21 protein-coding genes and 1 tRNA gene are annotated in these 21,560 nt (G+C 50.3%); 15 read left to right on the forward strand and 7 right to left on the reverse strand.

The features are described from left to right. The first annotated feature begins 56 nt into the window (after positions 1-56). Positions 57-129 (forward strand) — tRNA-Ala (locus HGKM_RS04650). 82 nt (positions 130-211) lie between these two features. Here HGKM_RS04650 and HGKM_RS04655 read toward each other — a convergent pair. Both HGKM_RS04655 and HGKM_RS04660 read right to left on the reverse strand, forming a co-directional pair. After that, complete coding sequence (locus HGKM_RS04655; protein ID WP_019134180.1) at positions 212-622, reverse strand: type II toxin-antitoxin system HicB family antitoxin; 411 nt, start codon at positions 620-622, stop codon at positions 212-214. Between the two features lie 23 nt (positions 623-645). Beyond that, entirely contained in the window at positions 646-828 is a 183-nt protein-coding gene (locus HGKM_RS04660) for a type II toxin-antitoxin system HicA family toxin (RefSeq protein ID WP_019134181.1), read from the reverse strand. A gap of 280 nt (positions 829-1,108) precedes the next feature. Here HGKM_RS04660 and HGKM_RS04665 point away from each other — a divergent pair, with 280 nt between their 5' ends. The 8 genes from HGKM_RS04665 to HGKM_RS04700 all read left to right on the forward strand — a co-directional run bounded on the left by HGKM_RS04665 (position 1,109) and on the right by HGKM_RS04700 (position 9,475). Continuing rightward, positions 1,109-1,747 carry a cysteine peptidase family C39 domain-containing protein gene (locus tag HGKM_RS04665; RefSeq protein ID WP_019134182.1) on the forward strand — a complete coding sequence of 213 codons (639 nt, stop codon included), beginning with the start codon at positions 1,109-1,111 and terminating at the stop codon, positions 1,745-1,747. Positions 1,748-1,788: 41 nt separating this feature from the next. Continuing rightward, a complete protein-coding gene (locus HGKM_RS08265; protein WP_081585138.1) occupies positions 1,789-2,304 on the forward strand; it encodes a YkvA family protein in 516 nt (171 codons plus the stop codon). Between the two features lie 118 nt (positions 2,305-2,422). Further along, a complete protein-coding gene (locus HGKM_RS04675; RefSeq protein WP_019134184.1) occupies positions 2,423-3,109 on the forward strand; it encodes an anaerobic ribonucleoside-triphosphate reductase activating protein in 687 nt (228 codons plus the stop codon). A gap of 155 nt (positions 3,110-3,264) precedes the next feature. After that, complete coding sequence (locus HGKM_RS04680) at positions 3,265-5,061, forward strand: ribonucleoside triphosphate reductase (RefSeq protein ID WP_019134185.1); 1,797 nt, start codon at positions 3,265-3,267, stop codon at positions 5,059-5,061. 347 nt (positions 5,062-5,408) lie between these two features. Beyond that, positions 5,409-6,608, forward strand: coding sequence for a CaiB/BaiF CoA transferase family protein (locus HGKM_RS04685; protein ID WP_019134186.1), 1,200 nt, complete (start codon positions 5,409-5,411; stop codon positions 6,606-6,608). A 117-nt stretch (positions 6,609-6,725) separates the two neighbouring features. Further along, a complete protein-coding gene (locus HGKM_RS04690) occupies positions 6,726-8,024 on the forward strand; it encodes a CitMHS family transporter (protein WP_019134187.1) in 1,299 nt (432 codons plus the stop codon). A 23-nt stretch (positions 8,025-8,047) separates the two neighbouring features. Beyond that, positions 8,048-8,506, forward strand: a complete 459-nt coding sequence (locus HGKM_RS04695; RefSeq protein WP_019134188.1) for a MaoC/PaaZ C-terminal domain-containing protein — start codon at positions 8,048-8,050, stop codon at positions 8,504-8,506. Between the two features lie 99 nt (positions 8,507-8,605). Beyond that, positions 8,606-9,475 (forward strand): LysR family transcriptional regulator, encoded by an 870-nt coding sequence (locus HGKM_RS04700; RefSeq protein WP_019134189.1) that lies wholly within the window; start codon positions 8,606-8,608, stop codon positions 9,473-9,475. 153 nt (positions 9,476-9,628) lie between these two features. Here HGKM_RS04700 and HGKM_RS04705 read toward each other — a convergent pair whose 3' ends face one another. Next, on the reverse strand, positions 9,629-10,597 hold the full coding sequence (locus HGKM_RS04705; protein ID WP_019134190.1) for a DUF1002 domain-containing protein: 969 nt from the start codon (positions 10,595-10,597) through the stop codon (positions 9,629-9,631). Between the two features lie 190 nt (positions 10,598-10,787). Between HGKM_RS04705 and HGKM_RS04710 the strand changes: the two genes are divergently transcribed. From HGKM_RS04710 to HGKM_RS04720, 3 genes are read left to right on the forward strand one after another with little or no spacing between them, the layout of a single operon-like run. Continuing rightward, positions 10,788-11,714 carry an Abi family protein gene (locus HGKM_RS04710; protein ID WP_019134191.1) on the forward strand — a complete coding sequence of 309 codons (927 nt, stop codon included), beginning with the start codon at positions 10,788-10,790 and terminating at the stop codon, positions 11,712-11,714. A gap of 11 nt (positions 11,715-11,725) precedes the next feature. Further along, positions 11,726-13,405, forward strand: a complete 1,680-nt coding sequence (locus HGKM_RS04715; protein WP_019134192.1) for a formate--tetrahydrofolate ligase — start codon at positions 11,726-11,728, stop codon at positions 13,403-13,405. 30 nt (positions 13,406-13,435) lie between these two features. Beyond that, positions 13,436-14,725, forward strand: coding sequence for a bifunctional folylpolyglutamate synthase/dihydrofolate synthase (locus tag HGKM_RS04720; RefSeq protein WP_019134193.1), 1,290 nt, complete (start codon positions 13,436-13,438; stop codon positions 14,723-14,725). 55 nt (positions 14,726-14,780) lie between these two features. Here HGKM_RS04720 and lexA read toward each other — a convergent pair whose 3' ends face one another. Next, on the reverse strand, positions 14,781-15,425 hold the full coding sequence (gene lexA, locus HGKM_RS04725; protein WP_019134194.1) for a transcriptional repressor LexA: 645 nt from the start codon (positions 15,423-15,425) through the stop codon (positions 14,781-14,783). A gap of 212 nt (positions 15,426-15,637) precedes the next feature. Here lexA and HGKM_RS04730 point away from each other — a divergent pair, with 212 nt between their 5' ends. Continuing rightward, positions 15,638-16,009 carry a desulfoferrodoxin family protein gene (locus HGKM_RS04730; RefSeq protein ID WP_019134195.1) on the forward strand — a complete coding sequence of 124 codons (372 nt, stop codon included), beginning with the start codon at positions 15,638-15,640 and terminating at the stop codon, positions 16,007-16,009. A gap of 87 nt (positions 16,010-16,096) precedes the next feature. On the opposite strand, the gene HGKM_RS04735 is transcribed toward HGKM_RS04730, so the two are convergent. The 3 genes from HGKM_RS04735 to HGKM_RS04745 all read right to left on the reverse strand — a co-directional run bounded on the left by HGKM_RS04735 (position 16,097) and on the right by HGKM_RS04745 (position 19,144). Beyond that, on the reverse strand, positions 16,097-17,947 hold the full coding sequence (locus HGKM_RS04735) for a vWA domain-containing protein (protein WP_019134196.1): 1,851 nt from the start codon (positions 17,945-17,947) through the stop codon (positions 16,097-16,099). After that, a complete protein-coding gene (locus tag HGKM_RS04740) occupies positions 17,940-18,857 on the reverse strand; it encodes an AAA family ATPase (RefSeq protein ID WP_019134197.1) in 918 nt (305 codons plus the stop codon). The genes HGKM_RS04735 and HGKM_RS04740 overlap by 8 nt, the downstream gene beginning before the upstream one ends. Positions 18,858-18,943: 86 nt before the next feature. Continuing rightward, entirely contained in the window at positions 18,944-19,144 is a 201-nt protein-coding gene (locus HGKM_RS04745; protein ID WP_019134198.1) for a DUF6465 family protein, read from the reverse strand. Between the two features lie 182 nt (positions 19,145-19,326). Between HGKM_RS04745 and HGKM_RS04750 the strand changes: the two genes are divergently transcribed. After that, on the forward strand, positions 19,327-19,887 hold the full coding sequence (locus HGKM_RS04750; RefSeq protein ID WP_019134199.1) for a manganese efflux pump MntP: 561 nt from the start codon (positions 19,327-19,329) through the stop codon (positions 19,885-19,887). Between the two features lie 10 nt (positions 19,888-19,897). Next, positions 19,898-21,331: a 23S rRNA (uracil(1939)-C(5))-methyltransferase RlmD gene (rlmD, locus tag HGKM_RS04755; RefSeq protein WP_019134200.1), complete on the forward strand. Its 1,434-nt coding sequence runs from the start codon at positions 19,898-19,900 to the stop codon at positions 21,329-21,331. Positions 21,332-21,560 lie beyond the last annotated feature (229 nt).

The following is a 21,560-nucleotide window of genomic DNA, read 5'->3' on the forward strand; positions in this document are numbered from 1 at the left end:
ATGCCGGGGTCATGTCTTATACTAATCAAGTCACTATTCGTGGCCCAATAAAATTTGGGGAATTAGCTCAGCTGGGAGAGCGCTTGAATGGCATTCAAGAGGTCAGGGGTTCGATCCCCCTATTCTCCATAATGGGAAAATGCCCAATCCGTTGATTTCAATGGATTGGGCTTTTTTCAATGCTCTCCTATTTGGAGGGGGAACTATTTACTTATAAGCCCATTTTCTCGATCAGGGCTTCTTGGAGGGTTTGGGAGAAGTTGATATTATTACTCAAGGCAAGTTCATTTAACCAGGAGGGAATGGAAAGATTTTTTCTGACCGTTGTCTTGTTCATTTGTTTTTTTACTTCTAACATATCCACATAAACATAGCTTGAAAAGCTATTAGAAAGGTCGAAAAGGTCGTCCTCATTATCGGAATTACATGGTGGTCGTAAATTACTGGCTTCGGGATAGGATGGAAGGTCGTACAAATATAGACCCAATGCATCTTCTGCCATTTGAAAGGCTTCCTCTTGAGTATCTCCTTCAGTGACACATCCATTAAGGTCGGGAAAAAGAACGGTATATCCATCTCCTTCACGTTCTTTTAAAAATAGGGCGGGATAAATTGTAAGCATATGGGAAGTCCTTTCTACGGGTTCTATTTCAACCCCGCTTGTTTTAATATTGCGATCTCAGTCCCTTTTTTTAGTTCTGCTTTATGCATCGGGACCGTGGTCCGTAAATTTGTTTTTTCGTTATACATGATTATATGTGAGCCTTTTTGGCGTATGACTTGGAATCCGTTATGTTTAAGAATTTGGACCATTTCTTTGGGCTTCATCTCTTACCTCCTGGCTAAATAATACATAATATTGCGCATAATATCAAGAGAACATGGAAAAAAAATAATTATAAAAAGGGGTATCTGATAACTTTGCTAGATATTAATTTCCATCATATAAAAGGGTAATATGTTTATTAAGCAAAAATAATAAAGGGGAGAATATTTTTTTCTTTAGAGATACTATATTGTTCCTATGAAAGGATATTATTTTGATCGATTGGAAAAAAGCGGAATATTGGCCTAACATAAGATTAGTCTTAAAGGAAGGAGCCAACCCTTGATTCGATTCCCCTGGAAAAGAAAGCCGGTCATTCAAGACCTGTCCGGACATATTGAGAAGAAGTACGGTCCCGGTTACCGTCTCCTCCATGAGGGGGTCCTGGATTCTTTTCCCATACGTCCCATGAACCGATTTTCGGCGAAGAATCATTGCTCCCTGGCTTCTTTGACCGGTGTTTTTGAGTATTACCGGAGCCGGGGCTTCACGGGGATCCCGGAAAAGGAAGACCGGGTTTTTCAGGATTTTTTGACCGAAGCAAGGTCCAATTTTTACTATCTTCCTTGGATGGGGACCAGCCCCTTTTTTATTCCTTCTTTGGCTAAATGGGCCTGGAGGTCTTATGGTTATCGGGGAAAAGCCCAAAGCCACTTTCGACTCAAGAAGCCGGAAGCTCTTTTTGATAAAATAAGAGAAGAAATTGATGGCGACCGACCTCTTATTATGAATTTTTTGGCCGGTGCCTACCGAAGGCATACGGTGACCTGCATGGGCTACCGGTCCTATATGAACGGGGGAAGAAAGCTTTACTTTGCCCTTGTTGCGGATAACTGGGCCAGCCAAGTTCGTTATGTGGACTTGCAGGAATTGGGACCCCGAGGGTTCTTTCTCTTTTCATTAACGACAATCAAGCCTTAATCGAAGTGGGAAAGACAAGACGGAAAGTAGTGAGGAGTGAAATGAATAAATATATTCGAAGAGCTGCCTATCTTATGAAGAATAAAACGCGAATCCAAGAGGTAACGAAGGAAGCCTTGGGTATGATTACCTCCAAGCGAAAGCTTGGGCAGGTGAAGGGGGAAGTCCTCCTGATGATCGACCTTATCCACGATGCTGTTTTTGGAAAGTATAAGGGCTGGTCTAAAAAGAATGTGATCTTAGCCCTGGGTGCATTGATTTACCTCATTTCACCCATTGACCTTGTCCCTGATTTTATCATCGGTCTAGGCTTTGGGGATGATCTTGCAGTGATTGCCTGGGCCTTTGCGAAGTTATCTTTGGAGCTCAAACGTTATGTGGCCTGGAGGCGGGACCAGGGGAATCCTGTCCAAGACACTCCTTTTCAAGAAAATTTAGTCGAAGAGGATTTCAAAAAATACAAGATTAATGAGGAGGAGTGGACCTATGACCCTGAGGATGATCTGACGGGTCAGGATGATGAGCTTCATTACCGAGTGAGTGAAGATGACCTATAGTATAGGCCTTTTCAGATAACCACTAAATGTGGTATTATTTTTCAGAATGACGCGATATCTCGTGGTGAGATCCAGGATCCGGTCCTTCGGTCCTGGATTTTTTTTGAAGGGGGATGGAATGGCCATCGTTGGTTTCCAATCGACAACCTTGCTGGATTTTCCCGGGAAAATGGCCTGTACGGTCTTCCTGGCGGGTTGTCAATTCCGCTGTCCCTGGTGCCACAATTGGGAGCTGATTGATGGCCGACCCTTGGATGCTATGCCAGTGGAGGACCTGGCTGACTTCCTGAAAAAGCGGAAAGGGCTATTGGAAGGGGTCTGCTTTACCGGAGGGGAGCCCCTCATGGCCCGGGAACTGGAGGGCTTGATGGGCCTGGCCAAGCGGGAGGGCTACGCCGTAAAACTGGACACCAACGGCCTTTTGACCGACCGTCTCCAGGACCTTGTTGGGCGAGGCCTGGTGGATTATGTGGCCATGGATATCAAGAACTGCCCCAACCGCTATGCGGAAACGGTGGGCCTCAAGCAGCTCAACATGGAGGGGATTGAGGAATCCATCCGCTTCCTCATGTCCGGACCGGTGGACTATGAATTTCGGACCACCCTCATCGACCAATTTCATGACGAGGAGGGAATCCGGGCCATGGGGGAGTGGTTGACCGGAGCCGACCGCCTCTTCCTCCAGGCCTTTGAGATGGCTGACCATGTCCCGGACCGGAGTCTGGCCCCGCCCGACCGGGAGAAGATCCGCCTCTACCGGGAGATCCTGGAGACCTATATCGGGAAGGTTGAGGTCAGGAATTGATGAAACCCTAGTTTTTTACTCGGCTACATATAGTTGAAAAAATGAAAAATAGTAAAGATATACACCACATATGGTGTTTTCTCTATTGATTTCCCTAGCGATTCGTCTTATACTGGATCCATAGCGATTTCTCGACGAATGAAGGGGGAAACACAATGACTGTACAAGAACAAAAGAACCTGCTCAATGTGAAAAAGCAGGTGGAAGATTACTTAGGAATCAATGACTGGCGGGTGAAAGAGAATTCCACGGTCACCTATTCCGTAGGAGGCCTGATTCTCTCCAATTCCGGTGCCGTGACGGCCAACTATTGGCTCAATGATGTCTATGATGAGGAAATTGCCCAGGCCCACCGGTCCGGTGCCATCCACATCCACGACCTCTCCATGTTAACCGGCTACTGCGCCGGCTGGTCCCTCCGCCAGCTTATTTTAGAGGGGCTTGGGGGTGTTCCCGGGAAAATTTCCTCTTCTCCGGCCAAACACCTCTCCACCCTTTGCAACCAGATGGTCAATTTTTTAGGGATTATGCAAAATGAGTGGGCAGGTGCCCAGGCCTTTTCCTCCTTTGATACCTACCTAGCCCCCTTTGTCCGGGTGGACCATCTTTCCTACGATGAAGTCAAGCAGTCCATCCAGTCCTTTGTCTACGGCGTCAACACTCCCTCTCGCTGGGGGACCCAGGCGCCCTTCTCCAACATCACCCTGGACTGGACCGTCCCCAAGGACCTGGAAAATGACCCGGCCATTGTGGGCGGAGAGTGCATGGACTTCACCTATGGAGAACTTCAAAAAGAGATGGACATGGTCAACAAGGCCTTCATCGAAATCATGATCGAAGGGGATGCCGAGGGACGGGGCTTCCAATACCCCATCCCCACCTACTCCATTACCAGGGACTTCGACTGGTCGGACAGCGAAAACAACCGCCTTCTCTTTGAGATGACGGCCAAATACGGGACCCCCTATTTCTCCAATTATGTCAATTCGGACATGGATCCCTCGGACGTCCGGTCCATGTGCTGCCGGCTGAGATTGGATTTGCGCGAGCTCCGGAAGAAGTCCGGAGGCTTCTTCGGAGCCGGAGAGTCCACCGGTTCCATCGGCGTGGTGACCATCAACCTCCCCAGGATTGCCTATTTAGCCAAGGATGAGAAAGACTTCTACCGCCGCCTGGAGGACCTCATGGACATCGCCGCCCGGTCTCTCAAGATGAAGAGGGACTTTGTCACCGGCCTCCTGGAAGCCGGCCTCTATCCCTACACCAAGCGCTATCTGGGGACCTTCTCCAACCACTTCTCCACCATCGGCCTGATCGGGATGAATGAGGTGGGCCTAAATGCCTCCTGGATCCGGAAGGATCTCTTGGATCCCCAAACCCAGGCATTCGCCGGCGAGGTCCTGGACTTTATGCGGAACCACCTGGTCCACTACCAGGAGGAATATGGCGACCTCTATAACCTGGAGGCCACCCCGGCGGAGTCCACTACCTACCGCTTCGCCAAGCACGATAAGGAAGCCTTCCCGGATATTATCACGGCCAATGAAGGCGGGACGCCCTACTACACCAATTCCTCCCACCTCCCCGTAGGGGCGACGGATGACCTCTTCGAGGCCCTGGAAATCCAGGACAGCCTCCAGACTAAGTACACCTCCGGAACGGTCTTCCACGCCTTCATCGGAGAGAAGCTGCCCGATTGGAAGGCGGCGGCCCTCCTGGTCAAGAAAATTTCCGACAACTTCCGCCTTCCCTACTATACGATTTCGCCCACCTACTCCATCTGCCCCAACCACGGCTATATCTCCGGTGAGCATTTTGACTGTCCGGAATGTGGGGAAAAAACTGAAGTCTATTCCCGGATCACCGGCTACTACCGGCCTGTTCAGAACTGGAATGACGGAAAGGTCCAGGAATACAAGGACCGAAAGGAATATAAGAATAGCCTTACCTGATTCCAAATCAACAAAAAAGATATTTTAAAACGAACTAAATAGAAGAAAGCTCCTTAGAGATGGACTCTTTAGGGAGCTTTTTTTATTTTCTTCTGATCCCTCTAAATGCGCAGGATTAATTTGATTAATGTATAAAAATTTAATGTCGAGATTAAGACGGACATTAAGCACATTAAGAAAAGATAGAATTTTCAAATATTATAGCCTGTTATATATTACAAGTAAGATTTAATGAGTATATGAAATAGGTATATTTTCTCATTTCTCTTTTTTTATTTGATTTTGAATAAAAGTGGGAAATAATTACTCTTTGTCATGAAAACGATTCTTTTAAAAAGGAGGGTGGAATGATTTATGGTCGTGCATTAGAAGATGTTACAGTTCTGGATCTAACACGGGTTGTTGCAGGACCTTTCTGTGGCTCTATTCTTGGAGATATGGGTGCACGTGTAATCAAGATTGAAATTCCGAATAGGGGGGATGATTCCCGCGCTTATGGACCTATTGTAAATGGTGAAAGCGCCTATTTTGCATTGTTAAATAGGAGCAAATATGGTGTGACTTTGAATTTAAAGTCAGATGCGGGAAAGTCGATGTTTTTGGGTTTGGTCAAAAAAGCGGATGTTGTTATTGAAAACTATCGGCCAGGTGTAATGGATAAATTAGGTTTGGGATATGACGTCTTGAAAGAGGTAAATCCTCGTATTATTTATGGCGCAGTGTCCGGATTTGGGGCATGGGGGCCTTATTCTCAACGCCCAGGATACGATATTTTAGCCCAGGCAATGGGAGGTTTAATGAGCCTGACTGGCGAGAAAGGTGGCCAACCAACGCGTGCAGGCAATGCGATGGGCGATATGTTGGCCGGCATGAATTTAACCATAGGAGTCTTAGCCGCCCTCCATGCTAGAACGCTGACTGGTAAAGGGCAAAGAGTGGATGTCTCTTTGGTGGATTCTATTGTGGTTTCTTTGGAGAATGCCTTCACAAGATATTGGAATACTGGAGAACTTTATGAAAGAAATGGAAACGCTTATGCTGCGTTGGCACCCTACGATACTTTCGAAGCCTCTGATGGTCTCGTTGTTATTGCCTGCGGGAACCAGAGTTTATATGAAAAGTTCTGTAAAAAGGTTGCTAATAAGTTGGAATGGGTTGAGGATTCCAGATTTTTAACAAATATCTTGCGCGTCGAAAACATGGATGCCCTGGAAGAACTTATCAATTCTTGGTCTGTCCACTATACCGTGGAGGAAATAACCAACCGATGCTTGGAAGCTGGAGTTCCGGCAGGCCCTGTCTACGACTTATCCCAGATCGTTAAGGATCCACATATTGTGGAAGCTAGAGACATGTTCCCAATTGTGCATCACCCTGTCATTGGAGATATGCCCGTGAATGGTGATGCCATCAAGATGAGCGATACCAACCCTGAAATTGTGAAAGCTTCCCCTTTACTGGGTGAAGATAATCAATCAATCTACCAGGAATTCCTAGAGCTGAGTGAAGAGGATCTTGTTCGTCTAAAGGAAGAAGGCGTAATTTGAGCAACAGCTAATTTATAAATATATATATTTTCTACATGAAAGGAGGCCATGGACTCTATTCATTACATAGCTTATGTCGGACGATCTATATATTAACTCAGATATTGGAGGATATAAATGTCATTAGCACTTGTTGGTTTCTTATCAATTATCGCTGTTCTCGTTTTAATTATGACCAAAAAATTATCTCCAATGCTCACACTCATTGCGGTTCCTATTATCGCATGTATACTTGTTGGAGAAGGTGCCCAAATGGGCGAATTTATCACCGATGGTCTTAAAAGTGTAGCATCCACGGGTGTCATGTTTATCTTTGCGGTATTGTTCTTCGGTATCATGGGGGACAATGGCTGCTTTGGACGAATCGTTGACAAAGTACTTCAAGTTATTGGTAAAGATCCCTTAAAGATTGCTATAGGAACCTTGGTTATTACCATGTGTACCCACCTTGATGGTTCTGGTGCTACTACTTTTCTAATTACTGTGCCGGCCCTTTTGCCCATCTATGACAAGATTGGCATGGATCGCCGTAACCTTGCGACCATCATTGCCATGGGCGCAGGAACTATGAATATTCTTCCCTGGGGTGGTCCCACTATTCGTGCAGCGACTGCCTTAGAAGTTTCATTAACTGAACTCTATAACCCAATGATTATTCCACAAATTTGTGGCCTTATTGCTTGCCTTGTTTTCACCATTATGATTGGAAGAGCGGAAAAGAAGAGACTGAGTGATTCACTTCATCAAGTGGTTATTGAAGATAAAGTTCTATCGGAAGAAGAACAGGCATTATTGCGTCCCAATCTCTTTTGGTTTAATTTAGTCCTAATCATTGTAACGATTGTTGCTCTCGTTAAAGGTGTGCTTCCTCCGGCGGGTTGTTTTATGGTAGCTACTCTTATTGCCATGTTGATTAACTATCCGAATGGTGACCTCCAGCGGAAGCTAGTAGATACTCATGCAGAAGCAGCAATGATGATGGCCTCAACCCTATTTGCCGCTGGTGTCTTTACTGGAATCATGAAGGGTTCAGGTATGCTAGAGGCAATGGCTCAAGGCCTGGTTTTCATTTTGCCGACATCCCTTGCTTCGCACTTGGCCCTTGCACTCGGTATTACATCTATGCCACTAAGCCTGGCATTTGATCCGGATAGCTTCTATTATGGAGTACTTCCTGTTCTTGCTGCTACTGGCGAGGCGGCAGGTATAAGTGCCCTTGCTATGGGCCGAGCTGCAATTTGTGGTCAGATTACTGTAGGTTTTCCAATTTCTCCGCTTACGCCATCAACTTTCTTACTTACAGGACTTTCAGGGGTTGACCTTGGCGAACACCAGAAACACAGCTTCCTATATTTATGGGGTGTTTCCCTGGTAGTTGTTGTAACAGCAGTAATCATGCAAGTTATTCCTCTGTAATGAGAATATAAGGGAGGAAATCATTGAAGAATCATTCAGCCAACTTGACATACTTTGACATTGAACCGGGCGATGAATTTATTTCGCCCAGCAGAACAATTTCCGAATCGGATATCTTTCAATTTGCTGGATTAACTGGAGATCTTAATGAACTCCATACTAGCGAAGCTTTTGCCGAATCGACCCAATTTAAAAAGCGCATTGCGCACGGGATGCTCGTCCTGTCGATGGCAAATGGACTTTACATGCGAAGCAACATCTTCAATTCCTCTATCTTTCTGGGAATCAAAGATTGGAAATCAACGGCTCCCGTTTATATTGGTAACACCATTCGGCTAAAATTGACAATTCTTTCCAAGAGACCAACAAAGGATGGAAAAAGGGGGATAATTGTCATGCAATACAATGTAATTAATCAGGATAACCTTTCAGTTGCTCAAGGAGAATTTACACGGATGGTCTATCTACCAGTTGACAGGTAGTCCTTTGTTTTCATTCAATCGGAGATATATACAAAATGCCTACTTATTTTAGGATATAAGTAGGCATTTTGTATATCAAATTGGCAAAGGTGGTAAGAGATGGAATTATTACAACTAAAGTACTTCCAAAAAGTTGCACAATCTGAAAACATATCTCAGACAGCAAAAGAGTTATATATTACTCCCTCTGCATTAAGTATGACGATTTCGCGGTTAGAGAAAGAGATCGGTGTCAAACTGTTTAACCGCGGAGGAAATTACATCGCCTTAAATGACGCCGGAAAAATATTTTATCGATATGCTTGCTCAATTTTAGCAGATGCTGAATCCGCAGTGCGGAGTGTCCAGCCCACGGCCAATCAGGAAGTGAATATTTTAACAACTAGTCCAAATGTATGGACGGATTTATTAATTGATTTTCGGGATAAAAGACCAGATATTGTTATTTCACAAAGGTTTATTTATTTGGACAAGCTAACAAATAATATATTGCGAAATATGGGAGATTTTTTATTAGCAAGTCCCCTGGATTTTGAAAGTAGTCCGGGATATAGTAGTTATCCTCTATATACAAACGATTATCCAGTGCTTATGGTGTGGAAAGGGCATCCCTTATTATCTTTTAAGTCGATAACAATGGAAACTATAAAGAATGAGCAATTCATTGCTTTACCTACAGGGATGTCATCAAGGAAGTATTTTGATACTTTGTGCATAGCAGCTGGGGTAAAACCCAAGATTATTATGGAAGTCGATTATGCTATGCGTGAGAGACTTGTAAAAGAAAAATATGGTGTGGCAATTTTAACAGGGAGAAGTAGGGAAAACTACTCCAATGAAGGAGTGGATTATATTCCAATTATTGATCCATTTATTCCAAGGGAACAATACATTTACTGGGATTCAAAAAAGAACATTGGGTTAGCTGCTGAAAAATTTTTAAATTTTGCCAAGAGTTATTTTTCATAGGAATCCATTTTAGCCTTTAATATATAAAAGATCCGAGAAAAGTAATATTAAAAAATAGTACAAAGAAAGGCTCCCCAAGATTTGAACTTTGGAGGAGCCTTTTTTCCCTTCATGAAGATAAAGGTTAGATCCTATGGATAGAAAAATCGTGGATTAGGAGAAGAGCCCCTGGAAGAAGCGGATGATTCCATTAATGATGGACTGGAAGAAGCCTACCGCATCATCCTTGGTCTTGGGGGAGAGGTCATCCCAGGAGGATTTCACATTCTCCAGGAGCTTGCCGCCCTCGCTGACCAGCTTGTTCCCAAACCGGCTCAGGGCATCCTTCTGGTCCTGAGTCAGCTCAATTTGGGAGAACTGGTCCATGAGCCCCTGGATCTCTTGGATGTTGTCCTTGGTCAGGATGCCATTTAGGTTGTAGTTGTTGACGACATTGTTGATGATCTGACCGATCTGGTCCCCATTAATGGTTCCGTTGTTCTCGTTCTTGAAGTTGGAAATCTGCCCCTTGATCTCCGCAATGGCGGCATTGAGCTGGTCATCGGAGAAGTCGTTTTTTTTCTCATTCTCCTTGGAGATTTGGGAGGTAACTTCCAGTTCCTTCTGGGCCACCTTGACCTTGTCTTCGCTGAGCTCGCCGGAGGTCCCCTTGAAGGCCTTGTAGACCCCGGCCAGGGCGCCGGACCCGTCAACGGCCTTGACTGAAGCAACGGTGATTCTCATGTTGACCGCCCCGGCCGTGATGGCGGCGTTGGCATACTGGTTGGCCGTGATGGTGGTGATGGTCTTGGGGGTGGCAATCTTAACTTCCACCCCGTCCACCTTGTCCGTGGGTTCCAGGTAGACGGAAGAATAAACCTGGTAGTAGTGGTAGTTGTCATGGAGAAGGCCGTTGAGCTCGTCGATGTTGACCTTCATGGTGATCAGGTCAGGACCTGGATCGGAAGGGACCCCCAGGAGTTTAGCCGTTTCCTTGACCTCCTTATCGGTCAGGGATTCGCCATAGGCATAGACGGGCTGGTTGAGCTTTTCGGCATGGGCGATTTTTCCCATGGGGAGGAGGACCATGACCGCAGCCAAGGCCAGGGCCAGGATCTTCTTTCCTTGTATTTTCTTTGCCATATTTCATCCTTTCATCAAAGCTTTTTGTTTGAAAAGAACATACTTTCGCTGATCAAGTATTTTCAATAGTCATCTTAGAGGGCAGATTTGTTGACTTTATGGATTTGCGCTCAATTGACAGGCTGAGATTATCTTCATTATACTAAATTTGATCCCCGGTCAGGAGGGGAGAGCGGATAAGGGAGGACTGATGAAAAAAAGTGGACAAAATTTAGACGTGGATCAGGCATTATATGGGATGGTGAAGGCAGGTTTGGTCATCAATAATGACCGCTTTGCCCGCCGGGTTTTGCAGGAACTATCCGCCTTTCACCTCCAGGAATATGGCCGCCTCTTTTATAACAGGAAGCAAAAGAAATACGAGAGGGGGACGACCTTTGAGGAGGTCTACCAGGTTTATCGGGCTGACCGCTTTTGCAAGAACTTCCTCTTTGATTTTCTTGCGGAAATTGAGGTCCAGGTTCGAATGGTCCTGGCCCAGGTTCACCAGGAGGCCTATGGAAATTTCGGTTACCTGAAGGCAGAAAATTTTGATCTGCCCCAATACCACGCCGCCTTCCTCAACGACATCCATCAGGAGGCCGATCGAGGAAATGAGCCCTTCGTCAGCCACGCCAAGCGGGCCTATGGTGAGAATTTTCCTCTTTATATCGCTGTGGAGCTATTGACCTTTGGGGACCTGGCCCAACTTTACCGAAACTTCCTTCCCAAGGAAAAGGACAGGGTAGCCCTCTTTTACGGCATGGATAACAGCGAGGCACTCTACTCCTACATCCACTCCCTGACCTTCATCCGCAACACCTGTGCCCACCATGGCCGCCTGTCCAACCGGTCTTTTCCGGACGCCTGCACCATCTTGGAGGAGGACCGGAAAAAAATGGAGGATGAGGATCCCGAATTCACCATTGATCCCCGAGGGCTCTTTGCCAACATCCTGGCCATGTGCCACCTCCTCGAGCAAAGAAAGGCTGCCGCCCTGATCGAAAACTTTGACAAGCTCTTCCGGTCCTATCCGGACTTTTCCCCGGACTGGATGGGCTTCCCCCCATCATGGAAAAAGGTCCTTCTTTCCATTAACCAAGACATTGACCCGGATGGTCAAGAGGAAGAATCCTGAAAGGAGACAAGATGAAAACGGATATTGAGCTTGCCCAGGAGGCCAAAAGCCTCCCCATTCAAGAGATCGCGGACGGTCTGGGAATCCCGGCCCAAGCCCTCAACCCCTATGGCCAGGACAAGGCCAAGGTGTCCCACCAGCTATTGAAAGACTGGGCGGATAAAAAAGACGGGAAGATGGTCCTGGTGACGGCCCTCCATCCCACCCCCTACGGGGAAGGCAAGACGACCGTTTCCGTGGGTCTGGCTGACGGCCTGTCCAAAATCGGAAAGAAGGCCATGTTGGCCCTCCGTGAGCCTTCCTTAGGCCCCATCTTCGGAATTAAGGGGGGCGCCGCCGGGGGCGGACACTCCCAAGTCGTTCCTATGGAGGATATCAACCTCCACTTCACCGGAGACTTCCACGCCATCTCCGCGGCCAACAACCTCCTGGCTGCTTTGATTGACAACCACATCCACCAGGGCAATGCTCTGGGAATCGACCCCACCCGGATCACCTGGAAGCGTTGCATTGACATGAATGACCGGGCCCTCCGCAATATCGTAGTCGGCCTGGGCGGTGCCAGCCAGGGGACCCCTCGTGAGGACCACTATGACATCGTCGCCGCCTCTGAAATCATGGCCATCATCTGCCTGGCCCAGGACCTGGATGACCTTAAAGACCGCCTGAGCCGGATCGTGATCGGCCAGTCCTATGACAAGAAGTATGTGACTGCCGGAGACCTCCAGGCACAGGGAGCCATGGCCCTCCTCCTCAAGGACGTCCTGGATCCCAACCTGGTCCAGACCATCGAAAACACCCCGGCCTTTGTCCATGGCGGCCCCTTCGCCAACATCGCCCACGGCTGCAACACCCTGACCGCCACCAAGCTGGGCCGGAAGCTGGCGGACTACCTGGTCACAGAAGCCGGCTTCGGCTCTGACTTGGGCGCAGAGAAATTTATCGACATTAAATGCCGGTTCGGCCAAATGAAACCGGATGCCGTTGTCCTGGTCGCCACCATCCGGGCCCTGACCCACCACGGCGGTCGGGTCAAGGGGGAGGAATATACTCCGGAAGACCTTCTGGCTTTTGAAGAAAAGGGACTGGACAACCTCTTCCGCCACATCGATAACCTGGAAAATGTCTTCCACCTCCCTGTCGTCGTCGCCATCAACAAGTTCATCACCGATACCGATGAGGAAATCGCACTTTTGGAAAACAAGCTGGATGAAAAGAATGTTCCCTATGCACTTTCCGAAGGTTGGGAAAAGGGCGGCGAGGGCTGCATGGACCTGGCCCAAAAAGTCGTCCAGGTAGCTGACCGGCCCAGCGAGGACTTCTCCTTTGCTTATGACGTGGACCAGCCCATCAAAGATAAGATGGATGCCATTGCCAAGAAGATTTACCGGGCCTCCGGCGTCAGCTATACTAAGGAAGCCAACCGGATGATCAAGAAGCTGGAAAAAGAAGGCTATGGAAACCTCCCCATCTGCGTGGCCAAGACCCAATACTCCTTCTCCGATGACCAGACTAAGCTCAATGCGCCGGAGGACTTCAAGATCACCATCCGTGAGGTCCGCCTATCGGCCGGAGCCGGCTTTATCGTTATGCTGACCGGGGCCGTCATGACCATGCCGGGCCTGGGCAAGGAACCCGCCGCCCTCCGGATGGATGTGGATGAAGAGGGAACCATCAAGGGCCTCTTCTAGCTTTTAATGAGTAGATAGGTTGAACAAACCATGAGAGATCCAAAGAACTGGAACGAAAAACAAAGGGAAGTGGATCAATGGCTCTCCGCTCTGGGACATCCGGAGCGGGGGCCTCTTTTTCTGTATGTTGTGGGGACCAATGGGAAGGGGTCAACGGGGCGGGCTTTGGCCCGGGCCCTGGGCGACCTAACCGGCCTAAAGGTCGGCCACTTCCTTTCACCCCACATCCACAAGTACAATGAGCGGATCATGATGGGGGAGGACCCCATCGACGATCAGAGGCTGGAGGAGGTCCAGGAGGAGGTCAACAGGGCGGAAAGGGAAAACCATCTTCCGCCCCTCCCTTACTTCATCCACTCTTTTGTCGAGGCCATGGTGGCCTTCAAGGACCTTAAGATTGCCGTCATCGAGGCGGGGATCGGGGCTCTGGAGGACGTCACCAACATCCTCCCCTTCGAGGCTGTCCTCCTGACCACTATGTCATTGGACCACACCAACGTCCTGGGCCACCGCCTTGAGGACATCGCCTTCCAGAAGGCATCGGCCGTCATTCCCGGAAAAACCCTCTTTTCCACCAACCAGGCCCCTGAGGCCCGGAAGGTGATCGAAGACCTGGCCCGGAAGGCCGGGAGCCCGGTCCTCTTCTTTGATCCGGCCTGGGTCAAGGAGGTCAGGGTGGATTTTCAAGAGGAGGAGGTCCCCTCGGATGCCGGCCTCTGGACCATGACCTTCCATTATGACCATGGCTGGCTGTCCGGATCCTACCGGTCCCGCATGGTGGGCCTCCACCAGGTCCAGAACTTGGGTTCAGCCCTTTCAGCCATGGAAGTCCTCATGGACCCCGACCGTGAGGAATTTGCCCCCCTCCACGCCTTCTTCCTTTCCGGGGACCGGGCCTGGATCAAGGAGAGGATTCGAGAAAGCCTGGCCAAGGTCTACCTGCCGGGCCGCTTGGAGCTTCTGAGCCGGGACCCCTTTATCCTCATTGACGGGGCCCACAATGATCAGGCCATCTCCCTCCTGATGGACAACTTGACCTGGTTGGGACTGACTAAGGGAGGAAAGTGGGGTCCGCCTGCCCTGGTCTACGGGACCCATGATGATAAGGTGTCGGATAGGATGAGGGAGAGGATCTTCCACTTCGTCGATGCCAGCTATCCTGTGGAGGTGGAAGAGGTCAGCGATGAGGACCGGGTACGGGAGGTGGGAGAGGCCATCGTCCAGGCCCTGGCGGACAAGCCCCGTCGGCCCATCCTAGTGGCCGGATCCCTCTACCTCCTCGACGGGGCCAGCCACTACCTGGCCCAAGAGAGAAAATAGAATGAAAAAAAGCGGTGTCAATTTTTTTGACACCGCTTTTTTTGGATGAAGGAATTTAGTAGAGCCGGTAGAGTCCGGACACGATCCCCAGGATCCGGCAGTCCTTGACCAGGATGGGGTCCATGGAGGCATTCTCCGGTCGGAGCTCGATATGGTCCTTATGCTGATAATAGGTCTTTACGGTAGCCGAATCCTCAATTAAGGCGACGACCTGCTGGCCATTTCGGGCATAATCCTGTTTTCGGACGATGACGTGGTCCCCATCATAGATCCCGGCTTCAATCATGGATTCCCCATGAATCTCCAGGATAAAATAGTCTGCCCCGTCATTGTGGAAGAAGCTGGAGGGAAGGGGGATGGACTCCTCAACGTGGTCATCCGCATAGATGGGGGCTCCAGCGGCTACCGGGCCGAAGACGGGGATATCGAAGACGTCATCTCGAATGTTGTAAGAGGAGGTCAGTCGATTGGACTGATCACCATCAGGAACCCGGATAATTTGTAGGGACCGGTAGGAGTTTCGGTCCATGGAGAGGACTTTTTTCTCGATCAGGGCATGGACATCGGCGGAAACGGTGGAGGTGGAGGGGATGCCGACCGCACTTCCAATTTCCCGGTAGGAAGGAGGATAGCCGTTTTCATCCAAATAGTCGGCAATATATTGAAAAACATTTCTTCTCCGCTCCTCTGTCTTGGTCATGACCTCTCCTTTCCGGGATCCCTTGGTTTAGCGTTCCATCAATCAGCAAATTCATAAAAAGAATAATTGTTCTTTTTTTATTATACAATGAAAAAACTCAAAGGGAAAGACCCTTTCCTGCAATTTGTAGAGTAAAGAAGGGGAAAAGGGGTAAATAGAGGAAGAAAGCAAAAGTCATTGCTTTATATGCGATCGAAATAGAGGAGGAAAAAATGATCAAATTCTTTCATTGTGAGAAATGCGGTTCTTTAGTCGTTAAAGTCAACGATGCCCATTGCAATCCCGTCTGCTGTGGACAGGATATGGTCGAGCTCAAAGCCAATACCGTCGATGCTGCCCAGGAGAAGCACGTTCCCGCCATCAGCCGTGACGGTAACAAGGTTCATGTTGAAGTCGGCTCCACCCTCCACCCCATGGAAGAGGACCACTACATTGAATTCATCGCCGTCGTTCAGGGTGATATGGTCCAGCTCCAGACCCTCCAGCCGGGTCAAGAGCCTAAGGCAGACTTCCTGGTCCAGGATGGCCCGGTTGTTGCCTATGAGTTCTGCAACAAGCACGGACTTTGGAAGGCTGAAGCCTAAGTTCATCCAAGAATAAAAAGGCTGTGTCAGAGTGACAATCTCGCTCTGGCACAGCCTTTTTTTTGTGGGAATACTGGTAGCCTTGGCTCAACGGAGTTCCCGGATCTGGTCTTGGAGGAGGCCGGCTACAATCTCCGCAAAGCGGTCGATGTCTTTGATATAGGCCAGGCCATGGCCATAGATCTTCTTGGCGGCGGCCAGGTCTTCCTCCAGTCCGGTGAACAGGCCGAAGACAGCCACCCGGTCGGCCCGGATCAGGCGGACTTGCTCCGCGCTATCCTGGATGGCCCGCTCTTCCTTATAGGACTTCCGGGGGTCAAAGGAGTGGACGTTGATCCCCACCCTCTGGTCCAGGGGTTTACCGTCGGAGAGGACGATGAGGACGTTCTTGGCCTGTCCCCTCCGCATCATCCCGGCCTTAACCAAGCGGAGGGCAAAGCCGTCCCGGTTGGCGGCATCCGGGAAGTAGGAGAGGACCTCGTGGGGGTCGGTCCGGTCTCCGTAGTCGTGGAAGAGTTTAAGGATGGTATAGCCCTGCTGGCTCTGGAAGGAGGTCACCCGGAAGGGGATCTTGACCCTTTGGAGGGCCTGGACCAGGATGTAGGCCTGGGTAGCCACCCTCTCCTTCCGGTCCAGTTGGGAGGCTGAGGAATCCAAAAGGATGTCCACGATGAGTTCACCGGGTTCATCCTGGCTGGGGTTGAAGAAGACCTTGTTGTCTGAGAGGACCGGGGTCCTCCAGACGATAGCCCCATCCAGCCGCCCATGGTCCTCATAGATCGTTCCTTGGGCGACCTCGTCCTTGATGGCTGACCGGAGCTTTTCGGTCAATATCGTAATCGCCCGGTGGACCTGCCGATGGTTATTTCTGATATAGGCCTCATTGTCAATCCTGGCCCGCCGCATGAGTCGCTGGCGGTAGGAGAGGCTATCCCCGCCCTCCTTGTTGAGTTCGGGGTGCCAATAGAGGGACTCCTCGGGTACGGGGTCTTCCTCCATCTGGTCCAGGGCTTCCCGGATTTCCTGGGAATCAAAGGAAAAGCCTCGGGTCATGAGGAAGTGCTGGTCCTTATGGATGCCCTGGGCGGCCTCTTTCAGGATATGGGCCTCTTCCCGGGGGTCAAGGATGGGGGGGCCGTAATTCTTCTCCATGAACCGGCGGACCTCGCTCTTGGGCTGGACGGAGGAGGATGAGGGATCCTTGCCGTCATAGGATTTTTCGGATTGGTCCAAAAAGATATTCTCATTGAACTCCGCCGAGACCACGTTCATCTGTCGGAAGACTTCTTCATCAGTAATAAAGTCCAGGGATTCCCTTTTATGGTTGGCCTTTTCGGGAGCCAGGACCTTCTCCTTGAGCTTGTCCTTTTGCTTGAGGGTGGGGTTGAAGTGGAAGTTGGTCTTCAGGATCTTCTGCATGCCTTCAATGAAGTCCGGGGTGGAGAGGTCGGAGAGGGACTCTAGATCGTTGAGGAGTCGGAGGGTCAGGGGGTTGATTTTGGGCACCTGACCCAGGACCCGCTGGCCGTGGGCCATATCCAGGAGTTCGATCTCATCGGCCGGGGCGATCCGCCGAAATTGGTCCAGGCGGTCCTGCCAATAGCGCCTCCGGTAGTGTTCAAAAACGGGACGTGAGGCCACTAGCCTTTCCCCGGCTCCCTTCTCCAGGGGGTAGGCCATCATGCGGACAAAAACCCCGCCCTCAGAGACCTCCTCCATAAGGTAGGAAACGTAGGCGGACAGGCGGTCCATGTCGTGGTGGGCCTGGAGGATTCCCAAAAGACCGTTTTGGTAAAAGAAATGGTCTTCCGGGGGGAGGGGCCGATCCCGGTCGAAGATCTTCTGGACCCGGCGGGGAAGGGGCCGGGTATAGTCCTCAGCCAGGTTCCACTGGACGTTGAGGGCCCGGCGGGCCCGGTCCTCCTCCAGCCTAGGCAAAGAGGTCACTCCCGGACAAGGTCTTGGGGATCCGAAGGGCGATGGCATCCCGGACCAGGTCCTTTTCAAAGGCATCGAAGGACTTGTTGACCAGGCCCATCTCCAGGGCCCGGTAGGGGGGAAGACCCAGCCTCATGAGCTTGATAGAAGCCAGGAGGCCCCGGAGGTCGACCGGCTTGGAAGAAATTTCCGCATTCTCGCTCTTGATGACCAGGTCGTGGAAGAGGCCGGCCAGCTGGTCCTTCCATTCTTCCGCCAGGTCCGGATAGATGCCGGAAAGGAGGGCTTTGAGCTCATCATTAGTGATGGGGGGGACCTGGATGATGAGGAAGCGGGAGGCCAGGGCTTCGTTGAGCTCCCGGGTTCCGATGTAGCCATAGTTCATGGTGGCGATGAAGCGGGTCTCCGGCCGGAGGTCGAAGCGGTCATAGCCCGGCAGGTCGATGGACCGGCGGTAGTCCAAGGCCTGGTGGAGGACAGCCACTGCATCATTCCTTGCCATGTTGATTTCATCCAGGATCCCGAAGCCTCCGTGGAGGGCAGCTTCCAGGATAGGCCCCTTCCGGTATTGGACCTCGCCGTTCTTGAAGGTGTCGGTCCCGATGAGGGAATTGGCATCGGTATTGACGTGAAAATTGACCGTCCATGCCGGCCGGGCAAAGAGATAGGCCAGGTTTTCCGCCAGGACGTTTTTTCCCGTAGCCTTTGGTCCGGTCAAAAGGAGGTTTTCTCCGGCCAAAAGGCCGGCAATGGCATCCTCCCAGACTCTTTTTCCATAATAAAAGAACTCCGGCCGGTTCCACCTTCCCCGGTCCTCTTCGGCCAGAGGGTACGCCTCCGTAAAGGCTTGGACCCGGTCCAGCAGGCCCCGGTCCACCCCTTCTTTTTTCAGTGCATCAAATAGTGTCATCCTTCCTCCGTCTCAAAATCCATTAAAGAGCAAAAGAACCGGCCTGGATGACCAGGTCGGCTCATTGCCTATTTCTTGTTATAGACTTAAAATTCAATCCGTCCCTTTTGCTCATCATCATTGATGGAATAGTAGGCACAGCATTCTTCCGGCTTCACATAGATATCCAGGGTTTTGATCTCCCCGATTTTTCTTCCGGATTGTTTCCAATAGTCCTTGGCTTGATTAATAAGGTCGCTATCCAAGACATTGTGTCCCTGATACTGGATCTCAACTTTTGATTTCATCCTATCCTCCTGAAAAACATAGCTCTGAGATGGTTGATCAAATTTCTGGCATTATTCTATAACATAAAAAAACTTTTTACAAAAGAAATGGCTTGAAATAGCGTTTTCATGAGGATTTTTTGTAATATGAGGGCAAATCAAGTAGAATTTTAAAAGGTTTTTCTTTATTGCTAGGGGGGAAAATGACATTTCTTGACTTATTAATAATTGCCGTGGGGGTATCCATGGATGCCTTTTCTGTGGCCATATGCAAGGGGCTTTCTTTGCCCCATGCAAAACTCAAAGAGGCACTGACGGTCGGCTTATATTTTGGCCTCTTTCAGGCTATTATGCCCTTGATCGGCTACTTTGCCGGATCGGCTTTTGCCCACGTTATCCAGGCCTGGGACCACTGGATCGCCTTTGTCCTATTGGCTATCCTTGGGATCCAGATGGTCCGGGAAGGGGTTCAGCCCGAAGCCTGCCCCGTCGGCGGGATCCGCTTCCGGGAGATGATCCCCCTGGCCCTGGCTACCTCGATCGATGCTCTCGCGGTGGGGGTCACCCTGGCCTTTCTTAATGTTTCCATCTTTTCTACCGTATCTTTTATTGGCCTGGCCACCTTTGCTTTTTCCGCCATCGGCGTCTATATTGGCCGCTTCTTCGGTTCCCGCTTCCAGGGCCCTGCCCAGGTTTTCGGGGGCCTTGTCCTCATGGGGATGGGTCTGAAAATCCTCCTCGAACATACCGGCATCATCGGCTAGGAGGCGATCCATGGCAAAATTCTTTAAGCGGGGGATGGAAGTCACCTTCACCGTTGATGACTTTACTCTGGAAGGTCGGGGGGTGGGACACCTCCGCCCCGGCGACCAGGTCTTTTCTGAAGGCGGATCCGCTTATACCCTGGGCAAGGGGGATGCCCCGGTCGGCTTCACGATCTTCACCTCCCATGTTCTGCCCGGAGACAGGGTCCGGGTCCGCCTGGGGAAGACCAAGAAGCGCTATGGAGAAGGGGATCTCTTGACCATTCTGGAGAAAAGCCCTGACCGGGTCGATCCCCCCTGCCCTCATGCTCATATCTGCGGCGGTTGCCCCTTCATCGCCCTGACCCGCGATCGGGAGCTTGCCTTCAAGCAGTCCATGGTCCGGGACGTCCTCGAGCGGATCGGCCGGGTGGATGGCCAGGACCTGGGCCTACCGGAAATGGTCAGCCGGTCGGAATGGGCCTACCGGAAGAAGGTCAACCTCCGGGTCAATCCGGATGGCCTCCTCTCCTACACCCAATCCGCCTCCATGGACCTCTTTCCCATAGAGAAGTGTCCCATTGTTCGTCCGGAAATCCAAGACAAGATCGACCTTTGGCAAGAGGAAGCGGGAAAGAACCCCCGGTTCCGGGCCATTGTCCGGAAAGTTCGGATGATCGTCATCCGCGTCTCCTCATTGGGGGAGACCCTCTGCTTCCTCATCACCGATCCCATTGACGATGAGGACCGGGAGGAGCTCTTCGGTCAGCTGTCGCCCTTGGCTTTCGACGTCCTGGCCCAGTCGGCCAACGCCCAGGAAGGAGATGTGACCATGGGGGAGGAGGTCTTTTTCGCGACCCCAAAGACCTCCATTCGTGAGGATCTCATGGGCTATCATTTTTTCATATCCCCGCCCTCCTTTTTCCAAATCAACGGGGATATTGCCCCCCTTCTCTATGACCAAGCTATCCGCCTACTTGCCGGGCCGGAGGATGGTAGGGCAGGGGATAGGGTCCTGGACCTCTACTGCGGGACGGGAACCACCTCCCTTCTCCTTTCAGGTAAGGTAAACCAGGTCCTGGGCATAGAAATCCTGGAGGAGGCCGTCGAAGATGGACGGGAGGCTTGCCGGGCCAATGGAGTGGACAATGTTTCCTTCCTTCCCGGCCGGGTGGAAGACCTTCTTGCGAGTCCGGTCTTGGAGGATATGGCCCCCAAAAAGGCCCTGGTCGACCCGCCCCGGAAGGGCCTGGATCCCCGGGCCCTCGAAGCCATCGGGAATTCGACTATCCAAGACCTGGTCTATATCTCCTGCAATCCCGCCACCCTGGCCCGGGATATTGAAGCCCTCTCCAATTTTAGCTTCTCCCTGGAATTCATCCGACTTTATGATATGTTTCCGAAAACAAGCCAAGTTGAAGCCCTAACCCTATTGGTACGAGATTCGCACAGCGAATCGAAGTAGCAATAGGGTTGGTTTTGTCGAAAACGGTAAACCACCACTAGTGTTTTGGAGAGATAGTGGTGTTGGTTTGGGAAAAACAACCAAACCAACACTATTGTTCTCGGGCCTAGCATAGTGTTGGTTTTGAGAAATCAGCAAATCAACACTATTTTTTGCTCTAAACTACTCCCGAAGATAGTGGTGATACGTCAAAAAACGCTAATCCAACACTATTGAAGGGGGAAAATAT

It is taken from the genome of Kallipyga massiliensis ph2, assembly GCF_000311985.1.
GTDB classification, from domain to species: Bacteria; Bacillota; Clostridia; order Tissierellales; family Peptoniphilaceae; genus Kallipyga; species Kallipyga massiliensis.